Raw genomic sequence first — 16,853 nt, 5'->3', positions numbered from 1 at the left:
CCGGGGCGAAGGGACAGGAATGAGAAGAACACCAAACGTACCCCTTGATTGCGAGATACGAATCGGCATGACGAACGTTCACAAAGTCAAACAAGACATGTGCGATATCGGACGGCGGATCTACAACAAAGGATTCGCTGCCGCTAACGATGGCAATATCACGGTTCGCGTCAGCGACAATGAAGTCCTTTGCACGCCGACGATGCACTGCAAAGGCTTCCTGAAGCCAGAAGACATTTCCACGATCGACATGACCGGCAAGCAGATCGCCGGTAGCAAACCGCGATCCAGCGAAGCCCTGTTGCATCTGGAAATCTACAAGCAGCGACAAGACGTCAAGAGCGTCGTGCACTGCCACCCGCCACACGCGACCGCTTTTGCGATTGCCCGCGAACCCATTCCACAGTGTGTTCTGCCGGAAGTGGAAGTCTTCCTGGGTGACGTGCCGATCACCAAGTACGAAACGCCTGGCGGTCAGTCGTTTGCCGACACGATCATTCCTTTCGTCGATCGCACCAACGTCATCCTGCTCGCCAACCATGGTACCGTCAGCTACGGCGAGAACGTCGAGCGTGCTTACTGGTGGACAGAAATCCTGGACGCCTACTGCCGCATGCTGATCCTGGCCAAGCAGCTTGGTCACGTCGAGTTCCTGAACGAGAAGAAGTCGCGTGAACTGCTCGATCTGAAGGACAAGTGGGGCTGGAAAGATCCTCGCAACACCGAAGAGTACAAAGACTGCGACATCTGTGCTAACGACATCTTCCGCGACAGCTGGGAAGACTCGCACGTCCAACGTCGTGCCTTCGGTGCCCCGGAACCGATGGGCCCCAATTCGAGTAAGCCTGCCGCTTCGTCGGGATCTTCAGATCAGGAATCCCTGATCCAAATGATCACCCAACGCGTGATGGCCGAGCTGTCGAAGCAACGTTAATCCACCCCATTGTTCGAGAGAGTAACCATGAAAGTTAGCATCATCGGTGGCGGTGGCCTGGTTGGTTCGTGTGCCGCGTTTGCCCTGCAGTGCAGCGGTATCGTCCGCGAAATCGCCTTGCTCGACGTCAACGCTGACCTCGCCGGCGGTCAAGCATTGGACCTGCTTCACGGCAGCCCAAGCACCGCGGATCAGATTATTTCCAGCGGCAGCTACGAACACATTCCCGATTCGGACATCATCTGCATCACGGCCGGTCTGCGTCGAAAGCCAGATGAAAGCCGCCTGGACCTGATCAATCGTAACGTCGACCTGTTTTTGACGATCCTCGATTCGATCAAGAAGGTTGGCTACAAGAAGGACGCGACGGTCTTTGTCGTTTCCAATCCGGTCGACATTCTGACCTACCTCGCTTCCACCCGGCTCGATCTGCCAACCAACCGCGTGATTGGTCTGGGAACCCAGCTCGATACGATTCGTTTCCGAGCACTGATCGCCGAGGCCTGCAAGCTGCCTCCGACCCAGGTCAAAGCGTTGATCCTCGGGGAACATGGCGACAGCATGGTGCCGATCTGGTCGTCTGCTTCGGTCAACGGTTTGCCCCTCGAGAAGTTCCCTGGCTGGAACCCCAACACGGCAAACGAACTGTTTACCCGTACCAAGGGCTCTGGAGCGGAAGTGATCAAGAAGAAGGGTGGCGCTGGCTTCGCAGTCGGGATCGCCATTCGCGACGTCATTGATGCGATCGCCCTGGACAGCCATCAGATCTTGCCGATCTCCAGCATTCAAAACGGATGCTACGACATCCGCGACGTGGCCTTGAGCGTGCCCACCGTCGTTGGCAAGAACGGTGTCGAATCGACCTACCAACTCGACCTGTGGCCCAAAGAAATCCAGGCCCTGCGTCGTAGCGGTACGGTGCTTCGCGAAACGCTGACGACCGTGCTGAACCGCGTCGGTCGTTCGTAAGGCCTTTGAGCCTCAACCGAGATAAACAAAAAGCCTCGCATCGACTGCGAGGCTTTTTTCATGTTCGGATCGAAACGATGCGTTTCGACTAGCCGGCTTTGCTGGAAGCCGTCTGCCGGACGGTCGGCCCGGCCACCAGTGCTCGTAACAGTTCCTCTGGTTCCGCATTGTGTGGCTCGCGTTCCTTCCAGACCTTCAGGACATCTCGCGATGTCTCTAACTCGCTCAGGGCAGCCAACGTGGTCGCATACCAACGCAGGCATAACGGTTCGCGAGATCCCTGACGATAGGCGGCTTCCAGGTAAGGACGTGCGGCAACCCAATTCTTCTGCGAAGCAAGGGCCGCTCCTCGAACCGCACTGCGTAGCGATTCGATCTTGGGGTAATCGGCGGGAAGCTTATCAAGTTCCGCGAGTGCTTCCTGACGACGACCATGCTTCACGTGGGTTTCGATCACCTGGCGACGCAAACGCACCGAGCGAGGGCAATCCGAAAGAGCTTCCAATAGGATACGTTCCGCATCTTCTTCGCGACCGACGGCGTGCGTGGTGATCGCCAGGCAGGACGCGGCGATCTCGTCGATATCGTCGATGTGCCAGGTTTCGAGGTTAATTTGGCCATGTTTGTAGGCGGTTTCAAAGGAACGTCTCGCCAAATCGAGGTGTCCCTTTGATTGCAAGTAACCACCAACCGCACACAGCAGTTGGGCATCGAGTGGGAAGATCTCTAATGCCGTCATGCAGGTTTGTATTTGGGTATCGAGACCATCAGGGCGGCCATCGAGTGCGGTAAGGATACCGTAGAATGCCTCAAGCATTTCGGCCGAGCCATGTTCCGACAAGCGGCAAGCCTGTTCGTAGAACATCAAGGCGTTGGCCTGATCATTCAGCGTCTGCACCGCTTCACCCATGCAAATCATCAGGCGAGCACTGGGACCCGTCTCTTTGATTTCACGTTCGACCAGCTTGGCATCGCGACTGGCTCGTTTGATTTTCCAGGCTGAATCGCTCTCGATCACGTTGCGCTGGACGAGAAAAGGAACGGCTTCGATCGACATGCCACATTCGGCAAGCGATTGAATTACGTTTTCTCGCACGCGGCCTTCGTAGCGAATACCAGGATGATTGGGATGCAAGCGAACCTGGCCAATCTGTTCGCTACCGATGGTTCCTGGGGCCTGAGGAGCACGCACCAAGAGCACGTAGGCCGTCATAATATCGACCTGGCTGTTCACGAACTGACGCAGCTTGGCAGCATCTTCCGTGTCGATCGTCTCGCCTGGGTCCAACCACAGGATCCATTCGCCAGTCACATGCGCCAGTGCGGCGTTGCGTGCCTCACCGAACGACTCTTGCCAGGAATGAGCGACGACTCGGGCCTGATACTCACTGGCAATGGACGATATCGCATCGGTCTTGCCGATGTTTAACAGCACGATCTCATCAACGATCTGACGCACACTATTGAGCGTCTCGCGGATCAAGTCCGTTTCTTCATTGACTACCAGGACGGTAGTCAGTTTACGGTTGCGAGCTTCCTTGGTCATTGCAGACGAATACCTCAGGGACATAGCGGTGCGTAGACGTGGCGATGCATGATGGGAATTGAAAGGCTGCGTGGGGCAACGCAGCGACTTCATACGGCCCTATTTCATGCCGTGGCGAGAGTGTAGCGAGCGCAGGATTTCGCGCAAAGACGGATTTATGCTAGCAGTGAGAAGAAAATAGCCACATGACGCATCTCGGATCAAAAAAACGCCAGGGACCGTGGTCCCAGGCGTCTTCGATTTCTCTGTGTACTCTTTGGCAAGTTTTTCTTAGGTACGATATTCCGAGTTGAACCTGACGTATTCCACGGTAAGGTCGCTGGACCAGTAGCGGAACTTGGTGTCTCCCTCGGTGAATCGCAGATTAACGTCAGTCTCGAAGCTATCCTTGATCGACTGGCTGACCGTTTTCTCGTCGAACTCAACCGGCGTACCTTCTTTGTAAAGCAGGTGCCCGTTAACGCGTAGTTCCATGCCCATAGGGTCGAACTGGACGCCCGAGTATCCTGCGGCAGACACGATACGTCCCCAGTTCGGATCGCCACCGGTAATGGCGCACTTGACCAGAGCACTGTCAGCGACTGCCTTGGCGATTCGGAACGCGTCTTCTCGGTTGGCACATCCTTCGATGTTTATCTCGATCAAATGCGTCGAGCCCTCACCATCGGCAGGGATCTGCTTGGCCAGGTCTTCGCAAAGCTGTTGCAGTTCGGCTTTGAAACCTTCCAGAGCGGCACCCGAGAGTTCGCCCGTGTTGGCCTTGCCGCTGGCCAACAGCAAAAGCGTATCATTCGTGCTGCGGTGGCCGTCGACCGTAATGCAGTTAAATGTGCTGTCGGTCACCTCGGCCAGCACTTCTTTGGCTTGCTGCGGACTGAGCTGAGCATCCGTGAGAACGACCGAAAGCATCGTGGCCATGTTCGGAGCGATCATGCCGGCGCCCTTGCACATGCCGATCAACTTGACAGGCTTTCCGTTGACTTCACACTGGCGTGAAGCCACCTTCTTGCCTTTGTCGGTCGTCATGATCCCCCGAGCTGCGGCATCGAAATGGCTTTCATCGGTCCCCAGTCTCTGGAAGACTTGATCGAGCCCAGCGCGGATCTTTTCCATCGGCAGGTGATGTCCGATGATTCCGGTCGACATGGTGAGAACCTGATCGGCTGAGACACCAAACTGCTTGGCGACAATGCCGGCCATCTCAGCATTGTCTTTATCTCCCTGCTCACCGGTGCAAGCGTTGGCATTGCCCGAGTTCGTGATGACCGCCCGGATTTTGTCGGAAGGGGTACGTTCACGATCCCAAACTACCGGGGCAGCCACGACGAGGTTCGTCGTGTAGACGCCAGCAGCGACGGTGTCTTCATCGCAAACAATGAGCGACAGGTCTTCCTTGTTGGGATTTCTCTTCAGACCGCAGTGAAAGCCACCGAGTTGAAATCCAGCGGGAATGGGCGAAGTCATCCTTAGTCTTCCTTCAATCTACCAATCAGAGCAGTGCGGTCGTTTCCGCGAAACCATACATCAAGTTGAAATTCTGAACGGCCGCACCCGACGCCCCCTTAACCAGGTTGTCGATGGCCGAAATCGTCAGCACGCGATCCTTCACGCGACGAACCGTGATGTCGCAAAAGTTCGTTCCTGAGACATGCTTGGTCGCCGGCAAATCGCTACGCACGCGGACAAAGGGTTCGCTGGCGTAGGTTTCCGCCAGTAGCGAAAGCAGTTCCTCTTCCGAGGCGCCCTTATCAGGCAACGCGTAACACGTGCTCAGAATTCCGCGATCCATGGGCACCAGATGCGGCGTAAAAATCACGCTGGCTTGTTTACCGGAATAGACCGTCAGGTTTTGTTCAATCTCTGGCATGTGGCGATGCGTACCGACACCATAGGCCGAGAAGCTTTCGTTGCATTCTGGGTACAGCGTGCCAAGCTTCGGCGTTCGCCCTGCCCCGCTCACACCACTCTTACAGTCTGCGATGATGCCATCGGGGCGGATCAAACCATTTTTCAACAGTGGTGCCAAAGCAAGCGATACGCCCGTTGGGTAGCAGCCTGGGTTGGCAACTAGATTGGCTTCGGCGATCCCTTCACGAAACAGTTCGGGAAGACCGTATACGGTTGTCTTCATCCGTTCGGCATCGGGGTGATCGCCCCCGTACCACTGAGTGTAGACAGCAGGATCATTGAGCCGGTAGTCAGCGCTCAAGTCGACCACTTTCAGTCCGGCATCCAAGAATTCGGGAATGACCGAGGCAGACGCCGCATGTGGCAAACAACCGAAGACACAATCACATCGCTCGGCAACCTCTTGTGGCCCCAAGTTTTCCAGGTGCAGATCAAGCACCTTATGAAATTGCGGGTGAATGGCACTCAAGTGCGGACGATCCTCTTGGCGAGTCGTCAGCGTGGTGACTTCCACCTCCGGATGGCGAACCAAGATTTTCAGTAATTCCAGAGCCGTGTAACCGGTGGCCCCGAGAATACCAACACGTACCGTCATGACATGCAGCCCATTGCTTGAGTCAAAAGAGAGAACCGACCGGTTAGTATAAAGGACCACCCGCCTGCGAACATAGGGAGGCCCCAACCAGTGGGCTAGATGAATCCAAAGAACCTGGTGTGCCCATCCTAACGAAGACAGGCAATTCGGCGAGCCGTTATTTGGCCGAAGTGAGGGCTTCCCCCAATTCGACCAACATACGCAGCGTCGCACCCCACACGCGATGTCCATCGACATTCAAGTGCAAGGCAGAGAATTGGACGCGGCGGCGGGTAACCTGATGCATGCCGAAATTCCTGGGATCCATTAAATGGGGGAGCGGTAAGAAGATGAGCCCTGCAACCTCGCACGGATCGGGGCTCCATACGGGCAAAGAGTGCTCAAGGGCGACAAAGGTTCGCACCTGATGATTACTTGCCCAAACATTTGTGGAGGGCAGTTCGCCGAGCACCGACTTTACGGGAACCTGGTGCCCAGTCTCCTCATGAAATTCACGTAGCGCCGTCTGTCTGGCCGACTCACCTGGCTCGCACCTGCCCCCAGGCAGAGCGATCTCGCCGGCATGAATTCCTTCCGTCTCTGCCCGAATCATGAGAGGAATCGTCCAACTTCCCCGCTCGTCGGGATAAATCAGAATCAGATTCGCGGCCTGACGAGCCCTTGGGTAGGCCGGCGCTTTGTGTCGACCATACGAGAGATTAGGAGCCGAGTGCCGAAGTTTCGGAAAGGTCATCTCGGACATGCCGAGCGTATCTTGCAGCAACCGTAGCCATGGCTGCGTTCTAGTTTTCTTCGTCGGTAATCTCATAAACTTCGTAGCTGGAATCTTGATCGGCGCTTGCAGGATAGATGCGGGGAAAGCTCCAGGAGATGGATATACCATCTTTCCGAGCCAAGGCCCGATCGACAACCACAAAACCAATTCCATACTTCTCGGCCAACTCGCGGATATTGTCCTCAGTCAGGCCGGCCAGGCTCAGCGTTTCTCGATTATGAAAGCTTCGCCAGTGGGTATCACCCCGGCGTTCTCGCCACTGGAGAAGATTGAGATCATCCTGCGGGACATCTTTGGTCGTAACCACCTCAGCACGTTGGGCATACCACTTGAACGTCGATTGCAAGCGGGGCGTCAAAAAGACAGCATCCTCCGGCGTGTTGTCGCGAATCCAGTAGCAAGTATCGGCCCAGTCCTTGGGGCTGGTCACCAGGCTGCTCAGATCAGCGGGACTCGCCGCCGCGGTCCAGCGATCGCTGATCCGAACGAACATCGCTACCAAAATCAGAAGCGATAGTCCCGCAATGCAGACGCCGGTCGCCCGCGTTGCGCGTTGGCGGTACCTATCGCACAAAACAACCACGTTGATGGCTAAGCCCACAGGCACCATCACATCGGCAATCCGATACCAATAAAGCCGCAGTAGCTTCGAGCCAGTCAGCCAATCTTGCAGAATAATAAAGTAAGCCTGATCGATAGCGATTCCAATCAACACGAGCACCACGCTGCCTGCGACAACACCGTTCAAAATACGAAGCTTGTCGTTATCGCGGAGCAGCCAAGCCGTAACTCCCCAGGCAATAGCCGCCAATAAGAAGCGAGCTTTGAACTGCCACGAAAACGTATGCATAACCAAGTGATGAGCCAGACGCTCGTAAACGTAGTAGTAGCTGGCCCACGCACTTTCAACCGGGCTGGCCTCTCCGTTGAGGAGCAACAGGGGAACCACGCCGATCAACGAAATGGCTCCACCGGCAATTAAGCCTGGCAGAATAGAAACCAAGCGGGGTCGTTGCTGCGGACAAACCAACCAGCAGAACATCAAACACACGACCATCCAGCCACCGACCAACACGTGAAACGCACTGGCAATGCCGAGTAAAATCCAGGCTCGGTTCCACCGATCGGACAAGGCATCGCCCAGCCCCCAAAAGGCAAATGCGTAGGCAAAGCATTTCGCTTCGACGCCGCCGATGAGCCATTCGCCGGCCATATGGAGATAGATGATGCCCATCGCACCGGCGGCAATCGCATAAAAACCGACCCAAGGTCGCGGGTCAATTTTCGCGATCATGCGTTGCCAACTATAGGCGATCGCTCCCCAACAGATCAGTCGACCGATCCAGGCAGCAACGGGGAAGGACACCAAAGTAGTGATCCAGCCAAAGCTCCAGTAGAAGACGCCGTGCGCGTCGCCGGAGTTGAGAAAATGGTCGCTAGGACACCACGCAGGGTTCCAGTAGTGCCGAGCTTTGGAAAGATAGTGCGGTTCGTTGACTTCCGGCGTGAGTGGACCGACCAGCAAGAAGAACAACAGTACAATCAGCCCAAATTGAATCCACCGCGGCGACATCTTTGTCTGCGGCTGATCCGCTTCCTGCGGCTCGCTGGGGTTCGATGGATTCATGGACGATTCAAATACGAAAGGACGGGTGAAGCTATTCAGCTTTCACTTTACCATATCGCACCCCTGTCGCTTGCGTTGGTCGGCGATAAATCCCACTGCCGCACGTTACATAAAGCCAATCCAACTCAGGACCGGCAAACGCAACGTTCGAGAGAAACTGATCCACCGGTTTGTGCATGACGCCACTAATGCGTGCGGTCGAATCGAACATCTGCAGTCCGACGTCCGTGGCTACATACAGACGTCCGGCCGAATCGACCGTCATGCCATCAGCACGACTCGGAGCATCTTTCTCTTTCACGCGACAGGTATAGACCGGTGCTGCGTAGCTTAGCGAGCCGTCTTCTTCAACGCGGTAGGCGATCAGGTTCTGACCCGACGAGTCGGCCACGACCAACGTTCCCTCTTTCGGCCACAGGATGATTCCGTTCGGAGTAGCGATATCCTTTGCTACGACTTCTTTCTGTCCATTAGGTCGCACGAGCCAGACTTGATGACCCTTGGGATCGGTGCAGTAAATGTTACCGTTGCTGGAAACCACCAGGTCGTTGGCTCCCAGGTCGTCGGCGATGACCTCCATCTTGCCATCAGCGTCGAAGGCCACGATACGTCGATCCCGATTCTGACTTCCGTAAAGCCGACCATCGGCACCAAACATCAATCCGCTGGTTCCCCCCTGCCCTTGAGCAAAGGTACTGACCTGCTTCGTAGCATGGTCGACCTTGAGGACCAATTGATTCGGCACATCGACGAAAAAGACATTCCCATCGGCGTCAACCGTAGGCCCTTCCGTAAACTTGTAGCCATCGGCCACCAACTCCCAGTCCTTACCTGGAATCAAGACATCGGAAAGGGGCATGTCCTGAGCGGCCGTCCATTGGGCAAAAGCAAATAGTAGTGCCATCGAAAGTAGAATACGCATCGTCATCATCTCCACGGCGTTAGCAAGAAGGTCACCCACGAAGCTAGTTCTGCGATACCACGTCGCTCCAAAGCCAACGCATCGTATCTGGGAAGATGGCTCCCCCATGGCGAGCGCTGTGTTTACCTTCGCCGTAGACGAACTTGTAGTCGTATCCCACAAACTTGAGTGCCGCAGCCATTTGCTGATTCGAAAGAGGCCAATTGCCGTGCAAGTTATCCAGGTCGTTGCTTCCATCTTGCAGGAAGATCTTGATTGGCTTGATTTCGGTCTTGCGAATGACCGCCGGATAGACGTGCCCTCCACGAATGTTGGTAAAGCTGCCAATGTGGCTCACCACTTTGCCAAACGAGTCGGGCCGCTCCCAGGCTGCCGTGAACGCACAGATCCCTCCAGAACTGTTACCGCAGATGGCTCGATGCTTCGGGTCGTCCGAGATATCGTACTGCTTGCCCACATCCGCCAAGATTTCCTCTAACAGAAATCGCACGTACTGATCGCTGAGCGTGTCGTACTCAAAGCTACGATTCTTGCGAGGACTCTGACCTGGCTTCGCCGGCGGCACGACACCAGGCTGAATGAAGACAGCGATCGTTACCGGCATTTCGCCAGCATGAATCAGGTTATCGAAGACAACGGGTACCCGCGTGTGCCCCTTTTCGTTGACGAAACCGGCTCCATCCTGAAAAACCATCAAGCACGCCGGCTTCCCTTTTTCGTACTGCTTAGGGATATACACCCAGTAGTCGCGAACGGTGCCTGGGTAAATCTCGCTTTGATCCCAGACATGCTTGGTAACCGTCCCCTGGGGAACGCCTTCCTTCCGCTCGGCATCAGGGCCAGTCTTGTACTGTTCGTCTTGAGCAGAAGACGTCGAAACAAGCAAACAGAAACACATCGATAGCGCGAAGAGCAACCGCATCATGGTGAGATTCACTTTAGTTGGAGGGATAAAAGAAAGGAGGCAAGGCTAGAGAAATCAGCCTAATCGCTTTGCCTGCGGGGCTCAAGCACAGGAGCCTATTGAGGGAATTCGACTTCCACTTCCAATTCGAGCATCCCACGCATGATTCGCACCGGGATTTTCTTATCGAGCTGGGTCGCACGAACGGCTGACCTCAACTCGTCAATCGTTTTGATCTTGGCTTCGCCCCAGCCGGTGAGGATATCGCCCCCCCGGAGACCTGCCTTTTCCGCGACACTTCCCTGGGTGACTTTGATGACCGGAATGCCGCTGGGCTGCGGATCCCCGACCTGAACACCGAGAGCTCGCTTACCACCTTCTTTGCCCTCTTCTTTCTCTGGCTGGCCGGCGGAACTGATGCCACCAAAGTACAGATCAAGCAGCGAACCCTCCGCGTTCTTGATAGGAACAATCTCATCCTTAACCAGGTGCTGCAGGATCTCGATGTTCATGCCGACAATCTTGCGGATACCGGGCACATTGATGTGTTCGATATCGTCACTCGGCCGATGGTACTGCGAGTGGAAGCCGGTGAAGTCATGCATCACAGGAATCCCGCGTCCGTAGAACGATGCGTGATCGCTGGGTCCGTATCCGCCTGGGATCTTGTTGATGGTGATGTCATGTTTGGCGGCCGCTTCGTCCATCCATGCCTCAAACTCTTCGGCCGTATTATGCCCGTAGACCGTCAGGCGATCTTTTCGTAATCGACCAACCATGTCGTAGTTGAGCATGGCAACCGTATTCTCGACCGCAAATAGCGGATGACGCACATAGTACTCACTACCGATAAGACCTTGTTCTTCCGCGCCAAAAGCGATGAACAACATTGTCCGGCGATCGGCTCCATCCCAGGCAGCACATTGCCGAGCCGTTTCCAGCAACGCCACCGTCCCGGAAGCATTGTCGTCGGCCCCATTGTGGATTTCACGCGTCCAGGGTGCCAATGAACCAGAACCGCCGTAACCAAGGTGATCGTAATGAGCACCCACGACTACCACTTCCGAAGCCAGCTTCCCTTTGCCTGGGAACACCCCCAGCACGTTCTGCTGCGTTCGCTCCGAGGTTTCGATCTCGACTTCGCCGATCACCCTGGCGTCTGCCACGTCAAACGAGTTTGGCTGCAACCCTTCATCGATTCTCGTTTCCAATTCCGACAACGAAGGCTTATCGGCTTGCTTCAGCAACGCATCCACCGCCGAACGCTTCATGTGAATGACGGGGATCTTCGGCTGAAAATCCTTGGGCATCCGAATCTGAAAGGAGAGCAGCTTGTCGGCACCCTTCTTTTCCTTTTGAACCGCCACTTCATCAGTAACAAAGATCACCGCAGCCGCCCCGTGCTGGATCGCGTTGTCCACTTTCGACGACAAGTAGGCGTACTTAGAAGTATCAGAACCAGCGAACTTTTGCGTGCGGCCAGTCTGGTCAGGCTCGTGACGAAGCACGATCAACGCTTTGCCGGTGGCATCGAAATCGACGTAGTCGTCGTAGACATTGCGAGGGGAACTGATTCCATAGCCGGCAAATGCCAGCGGCAGATCGAACTCGCCACTGGTACTCGGAGAGAGAGGACGATAGTCGTCACCAGTAATCGTCTGAGAACTTCCGTCCGCCGATTGAAAGGCCAAGCGATTGTTCTCACCCAGGTCAACGCGTTCGCGCGAGGCGAAGACTTGAAACGGTCTTCCTTCGATCAGTTTGGTATCGAGCCCGGCACTGGCAAATTGTTCTTCGATGTACTCAGCAGAAGCTTGCAGGCCTTTGGAATAGGGGCCGCGTCCTTCCTGTTCGTCGGATGCCAGGAAGCTGATATCTTCCAAGATGCGCGAATCGATTTGAGCATCGGCGAAAGAATAGGCCGCAACCGGGTGGGTGATCGCTGGGGAATCAGACGCGTTGATTTGCCGATCGGGATCGGGACCAGCTGCAACTGACTCTTGCTGCTGACAGCCTACGCAAAGGCCAAGAATCGCCAAGAGTAAAACGAGCAATACGGCGGGCATGAACTTCATCGATCCCCAGGCTATTAGGCGGTCGTACTGATGCTGTAGGATCAATTTGCAGGAGGAGGATCACATTGAAACACATCAACGCGAATCAGTTTCGGATCGCTCGTTTCGCAATCGTAGTAGGCTGTGGCCTTCGCACTGACGCCCCAGGGCCCCAGATTGAAACCACAGATTTGTTGTACGACGCTTTCGACACCAATGGTCGCTTGAGCTCGCACCGCATAGAAATGCGATTGCCCTGAGGTACCAATCGATACGTAAGACTGTCCATTATTATTGGCCGCCGAAGCGGCAGGGCATGGTAAGTCAACAGTATTCGTAGGATGCACAATCACGTGGTCTTCGCCAATGGCATCTGTGAAGATGTAGGCATCACCACCACAATTGTTACCCTTATCCATCGTATCGACGAGTGTTCCCATTTCCATCGAATCTGCCACGCCGTTGTAGGAAAAGTAAACGGTAACTTCGGCAACGCCGCCAACTTCATCACCATCTACCTGAGTGTTTGAATTGGGATTCGACACATCGATTACATTAGCACCGAAACGAAAGCGGTCACCAGGAGTCAAACCCACAGCTAAGTCTAAGGGATTCGAGAAAGTAATTGTCAGCAGTTCAGGAGTGCCAGGCGTAATCGAAAAGATGATATCGCCCGTCGTGATTTCCTGAAGAAAATTGTCGTTCTGGCTAAGCCCGCTAGACATACCTGTACCGGAGATCTTGGGGTTGCTCAGGGTATCCGCAACTTCCGGTGTGCCTGTGAATTCATAGTCAAGCAAACCATCAGGGTCGACATTGATATCAACTCGGTAGATTCGGAGATTTGCCTGAGCGGCCGCGTCTTCGTCTCCAATCGCTTCAAATGCGATGCCCCATTCGTGATTGTTGTCGGTCTGCAAATTACCGCTTCCAGTCGCGTCGATCAAAACACTTCCGGGGCCGGCACAACTAGGAATCACATCCGCGTTGAAAATCACGCTTTCCGCCGGATCAACGAGATTTTCGGTCTGAATAATGGCCCCGAAAACCATCACGCCAGGCTGAAGGTAGCTGTTGTAGTCAGTAATATCGGTACAGACCAAGTTCTGATTTGGATTCGCTGCCATCCCGCTGTCGTCGTAGTTGAGTCGATTGGCTCCGTTCGTGAATGCAGTATTGAGCGTCATATCGGTGAGATCGACATCCTGCCGTCGCACGGAGTTAGCGATCGAAAACTCATTTCCTACATCACGAGCAATGAGCGTATCCCCACCACCCGACTCCGCCCACTGCTTAACGGCAGCCAGAGCATTCGCTTCCAGGCTTTGCTCCAACTCAAGTCGTGCAAGCCAGATATTCCCGATCTCGACGGCAAACACTAAGAAGAGCATCAGCGCCGGAAACGCAATGATGATCCACAGCAGCGATACACCACGCCGGGCACGCTTGCTCAGGAAGTCGAATCGTCGGTTGAGTTGCGTCATGGAGTGGGTGCTCTAGAAGTTCATCTTGGTGCGATTCGGACTACTGCCGGACAAGCCTTGCAGCACCTGAGGATGCTGAGCTGCCACGTTGTTCGTTTCCCGCGGATCGTCGGGCAAAAAGAAGAGCTGATCGGAAGCCCCGAATATCGCCTTCCACGGTCCTTGGCGAATCGCGAACTGATCTTCATCGCTGGGATTGGTCCAGCGAAAACGCCGAGTGGACGTCGGCTTGCCATCCATCCAAGGCTGTAACGAAATGCCGTTGTGGCGAGGAACTCGGCTGCTTGTAATCATCCCGGCCAGTGTCGGCAGAACGTCCAGCAAACCACAGGGCTCCTCTATCTTGGCGACATTATTTTTGTGGGAACGGTAAATCATCAGCGGAACTTGCAGGTTGCTTTCACTGAGAATCCCTTCGTTTTGCGGCTGTTTTGCTGGTGGCAAACCAGTGACAACCATGACCATCGAACGCCCACTTCTTGCCGTGTGCATCGAATGGAACAGTCGGCCGATCGATTGATCGATTTCGGCGATCTGTGTTGCTCGGGCCTCGGGATCATCGGTCGTTACGGAGAAATGATATTCGACGTAAACGGGACGATTCGACGGACGCTTCAGCAGTAACTCGCGCGACTGCCCCACGAGAAGGTCTGTCGACGAAATATCGTCGTCCGAGTCTTCATTTTGATTGGCAACGATCTTCGCCTCGGCTCCGTTGAAGACCAATTTCACAGGAAGCCCGGTCGTTGGGTCGACTTTCGCCGAGACGTCTTCATCGTATTGGTGACGTTCGTATTCCGACATCCAGTTCGCATCTTCGACCAGTAAAGCGCGATAGCCCGAGTTCCACATCATCTCGGCAATTTGATTGCTACGAGCTTTTCCTTTGCTGAACCCCGAACCGGTCATCAGCATGTGCCGGGCAATGTCGACCGTTGGCCCGGCATAACAGGACTCGAATACCGTTCCCTGCTCTGCTAATGCCTCCAAAAGAGGAGTCTTACCAGGCTCGCCATAGAAACCAAGTTCATCCTTGGCCACACCCTCTAAAACAACAAGCATGACCAGGGGTGAGTTCTGTCCAGGGACGCGAACCTGACGATTGGCGTTGCGCATCGCACTTCGAATATCTGATTTGACACCACTTAAGCGTCGGTCGGCATCTTCAATGCGATCTCGCAGGCCGTCTTCGGAATCTTTAAAAACTTCACCATGCGAGGCCAGCATTCCATCGAGAGCCCGCGTCAATGGATTCTTCATGTCCGAGACATGCGGATTATCATCAGCCGTCATCGACTCGGCATCCGAAACGAACCCTGGAACCGTTTGCCCACTAGATTCCGCTTCAGCCAAAGGCTTGTTGGGGATATTACCGCTGCCCGCGCGCCATGCATCTGGCCAGAAAATCGCCGCAGCGATGACCAGCAGCGCCAGTAGAACGATCGATCTACCTATCCAATGCATGGAGATACTTAGGGTGATGGAATTGCGGTGACAGGAGATAACTCGTGACGATAAAGGCTCGTCATAATCGCATCGCGTCCAGAATAGTCAACGCCAAAGCAAGCCATCACATTCGGTGTCAGACGCGTTGCTGGAATGCAGATGGTCACTTGGACATAGTAATAGTCTGGGTAAGTTGTTGGGGGTGGATCGCACCCGGCATCGAAATAGATTACGTCGTCGATGGCGTCCTCGTTGTCAAAGTCGTAGACAATATAATTCAGTTGGACTTCGCCGATATCCGTGATCGATTCAGCAGGAGACAGAATGCCCCCCTTCTGCAGGACTTCGTTAATGGCGTCGACGATGGATGCGTCGGGCTCCGTCTCCGTTCCATCAATGACCAGTTCGGCCGCTACCAAAGCGCCAGCTCGACTTGCCATCTTGAGCGTTTGCTGATTGCTCTGAAGCAAGCCGAATTGAACCACAGCAAGCAGCAAGATGAGAACAATCGGAAGTCCGATGATGATCTCTAGCAGGCTGGCCGCGCGGCGTTTCGATTTGCGAAACTGCACCATGGATGTAGGAACTCCCCCCGAATTCGTGACGATAGCTCTACCTATAATCACCAACAGGCGATTTGCCAAACAGAATGCGGCTCTTCCGCAATCAATCGATTATATACCCCAGACGACCCATTCACCTAATTTGCTCGGCTCGTTGTATTTTTTTCAAAATACCAGGGTTAGCCAGTTGAAACAAGGTTTTGTGCTTTTACACTGAAATGTGTTCCGCATGGATTGACTATACGAACTAGTCCGCCCAACCGGAAAAGTTCCTAGGAATTTACTGGCTTTTCCTAAAGCCTGTAATCATTTTATGACCTAGGGCAGGCAGCACATCTTCATGGTAAGAGGATTAACCATGACCTGGTTTAAAAAGCAAATTCGACAGCTGGCGGGTGATTGTCGAGGAAGTGTATTCGTGGAATACCTCCTTTTGCTCACCATCGTCGGTATTGGTGTGATCGCTGGTCTGGCTACCGTTCGCGGATCTCTTCTGAACGAACTGCTGGAATTGGCAGAAGCCATTACTAGTCTCACTCCGTAGCGGATTTCTCGTCGAGAAATCTGGCGGAAACCCACCCACAGGCGTTTCGGGGGAGCGTGCTGGTGCAATCTATTCAACATTCCGGATTCCGAAGAGCGAGACGCGGCATTCAAGTGCTCGAAGTCATCATGCTCTTTCCGATATTGGTGATTGCCACCTTCTCGTTCTTCGTGCTTGGCCCGACGGTCACTATTCGTCAAAACGTGCAACACGCGGCGGAAGAAGCTGCACGCGAAGTTGCCAAGAAAATTGGGACACAAACCACGGAGATCATCGCCACGGATGTCGTTGACGAGGTCCTTTCCGTTCATGGTCTCGACCTCATGACGACTGGCGTACGCGTCGATGTTTGGGAGTACGACGAAGATAACATGGTCGTCGACCAAACTACCCTAGGTGACAATTCCGTTCCGGCTCCAGTGGATCCGTTCGGTTTTACTGACCCCAATCAGGTCATAGTCCAGGTCACCGTGGAAGTGGATAGCGCACCGATTCCCAATGTTTTAAGCAACATGAAATTTGATATCTCAGGCCGTTACATCGTTCATCGCGCAACGGCCTTTCGAGATCCTTAATTCCTGA

Annotated in this window: 15 protein-coding genes and 1 pseudogene; 4 read left to right on the top strand and 12 right to left on the bottom strand. The window is 54.5% G+C overall.

Features of this window, described 5'->3' with window-relative positions; genetic code table 11:
* Positions 1–67 precede the first annotated feature (67 nt).
* Together PSR63_RS20275 and PSR63_RS20270 are read left to right on the top strand one after the other, a co-directional pair.
* A complete protein-coding gene (locus tag PSR63_RS20275) occupies positions 68–934 on the top strand; it encodes a class II aldolase/adducin family protein (RefSeq protein WP_274327500.1) in 867 nt (288 codons plus the stop codon).
* Between the two features lie 27 nt (positions 935–961).
* Positions 962–1,903 carry a lactate/malate dehydrogenase family protein gene (locus PSR63_RS20270; RefSeq protein ID WP_274327499.1) on the top strand — a complete coding sequence of 314 codons (942 nt, stop codon included), beginning with the start codon at positions 962–964 and terminating at the stop codon, positions 1,901–1,903.
* An 88-nt stretch (positions 1,904–1,991) separates the two neighbouring features.
* Here the strand turns inward: PSR63_RS20270 and PSR63_RS20265 are convergent, their stop codons facing one another.
* The 12 genes and pseudogenes from PSR63_RS20265 to PSR63_RS20215 all read right to left on the bottom strand — a co-directional run bounded on the left by PSR63_RS20265 (position 1,992) and on the right by PSR63_RS20215 (position 15,739).
* The gene (locus PSR63_RS20265; protein ID WP_274327498.1) at positions 1,992–3,449 is read right to left on the bottom strand and encodes a tetratricopeptide repeat-containing glycosyltransferase; all 1,458 of its coding nucleotides are present in this window, start codon (positions 3,447–3,449) and stop codon (positions 1,992–1,994) included.
* A 270-nt stretch (positions 3,450–3,719) separates the two neighbouring features.
* Positions 3,720–4,913 carry a bifunctional glutamate N-acetyltransferase/amino-acid acetyltransferase ArgJ gene (gene argJ, locus PSR63_RS20260; RefSeq protein ID WP_274327497.1) on the bottom strand — a complete coding sequence of 398 codons (1,194 nt, stop codon included), beginning with the start codon at positions 4,911–4,913 and terminating at the stop codon, positions 3,720–3,722.
* Positions 4,914–4,938: 25 nt separating this feature from the next.
* Complete coding sequence (gene argC / locus PSR63_RS20255; RefSeq protein ID WP_443111103.1) at positions 4,939–5,961, bottom strand: N-acetyl-gamma-glutamyl-phosphate reductase; 1,023 nt, start codon at positions 5,959–5,961, stop codon at positions 4,939–4,941.
* A 148-nt stretch (positions 5,962–6,109) separates the two neighbouring features.
* Positions 6,110–6,238, bottom strand: coding sequence for a hypothetical protein (locus PSR63_RS20250; RefSeq protein WP_261342357.1), 129 nt, complete (start codon positions 6,236–6,238; stop codon positions 6,110–6,112).
* A gap of 24 nt (positions 6,239–6,262) precedes the next feature.
* Positions 6,263–6,685: pseudogene (locus PSR63_RS28255) on the bottom strand (NUDIX hydrolase); the annotation flags it as partial.
* Between the two features lie 49 nt (positions 6,686–6,734).
* Positions 6,735–8,354, bottom strand: a complete 1,620-nt coding sequence (locus PSR63_RS20245) for a DUF6798 domain-containing protein (protein WP_274327495.1) — start codon at positions 8,352–8,354, stop codon at positions 6,735–6,737.
* Positions 8,355–8,385: 31 nt separating this feature from the next.
* Entirely contained in the window at positions 8,386–9,276 is an 891-nt protein-coding gene (locus PSR63_RS20240; RefSeq protein ID WP_274327494.1) for an SMP-30/gluconolactonase/LRE family protein, read from the bottom strand.
* 43 nt (positions 9,277–9,319) lie between these two features.
* Entirely contained in the window at positions 9,320–10,201 is an 882-nt protein-coding gene (locus PSR63_RS20235) for an alpha/beta hydrolase (protein ID WP_443111051.1), read from the bottom strand.
* A 95-nt stretch (positions 10,202–10,296) separates the two neighbouring features.
* A complete protein-coding gene (locus tag PSR63_RS20230; protein ID WP_274327493.1) occupies positions 10,297–12,246 on the bottom strand; it encodes a M28 family peptidase in 1,950 nt (649 codons plus the stop codon).
* A 50-nt stretch (positions 12,247–12,296) separates the two neighbouring features.
* Positions 12,297–13,718: a TadE/TadG family type IV pilus assembly protein gene (locus PSR63_RS20225; RefSeq protein ID WP_274327492.1), complete on the bottom strand. Its 1,422-nt coding sequence runs from the start codon at positions 13,716–13,718 to the stop codon at positions 12,297–12,299.
* Positions 13,719–13,730: 12 nt separating this feature from the next.
* Positions 13,731–15,182 carry a sulfatase-like hydrolase/transferase gene (locus tag PSR63_RS20220; protein ID WP_274327491.1) on the bottom strand — a complete coding sequence of 484 codons (1,452 nt, stop codon included), beginning with the start codon at positions 15,180–15,182 and terminating at the stop codon, positions 13,731–13,733.
* An 8-nt stretch (positions 15,183–15,190) separates the two neighbouring features.
* Positions 15,191–15,739: a TadE/TadG family type IV pilus assembly protein gene (locus PSR63_RS20215; protein ID WP_274327490.1), complete on the bottom strand. Its 549-nt coding sequence runs from the start codon at positions 15,737–15,739 to the stop codon at positions 15,191–15,193.
* A gap of 406 nt (positions 15,740–16,145) precedes the next feature.
* On the opposite strand from PSR63_RS20215, the gene PSR63_RS20210 reads away from it, so the two are divergent.
* Positions 16,146–16,271, top strand: a complete 126-nt coding sequence (locus tag PSR63_RS20210; RefSeq protein ID WP_274327489.1) for a hypothetical protein — start codon at positions 16,146–16,148, stop codon at positions 16,269–16,271.
* 62 nt (positions 16,272–16,333) lie between these two features.
* Positions 16,334–16,846 carry a hypothetical protein gene (locus tag PSR63_RS20205; RefSeq protein ID WP_274327488.1) on the top strand — a complete coding sequence of 171 codons (513 nt, stop codon included), beginning with the start codon at positions 16,334–16,336 and terminating at the stop codon, positions 16,844–16,846.
* Positions 16,847–16,853 lie beyond the last annotated feature (7 nt).

Source organism: Bremerella sp. P1, assembly GCF_028748185.1.
Classification (GTDB): domain Bacteria; phylum Planctomycetota; class Planctomycetia; order Pirellulales; family Pirellulaceae; genus Bremerella.
Note: the sequence above shows the minus strand (reverse complement) of the source record. Positions and strands in the feature narration are given on the sequence as shown.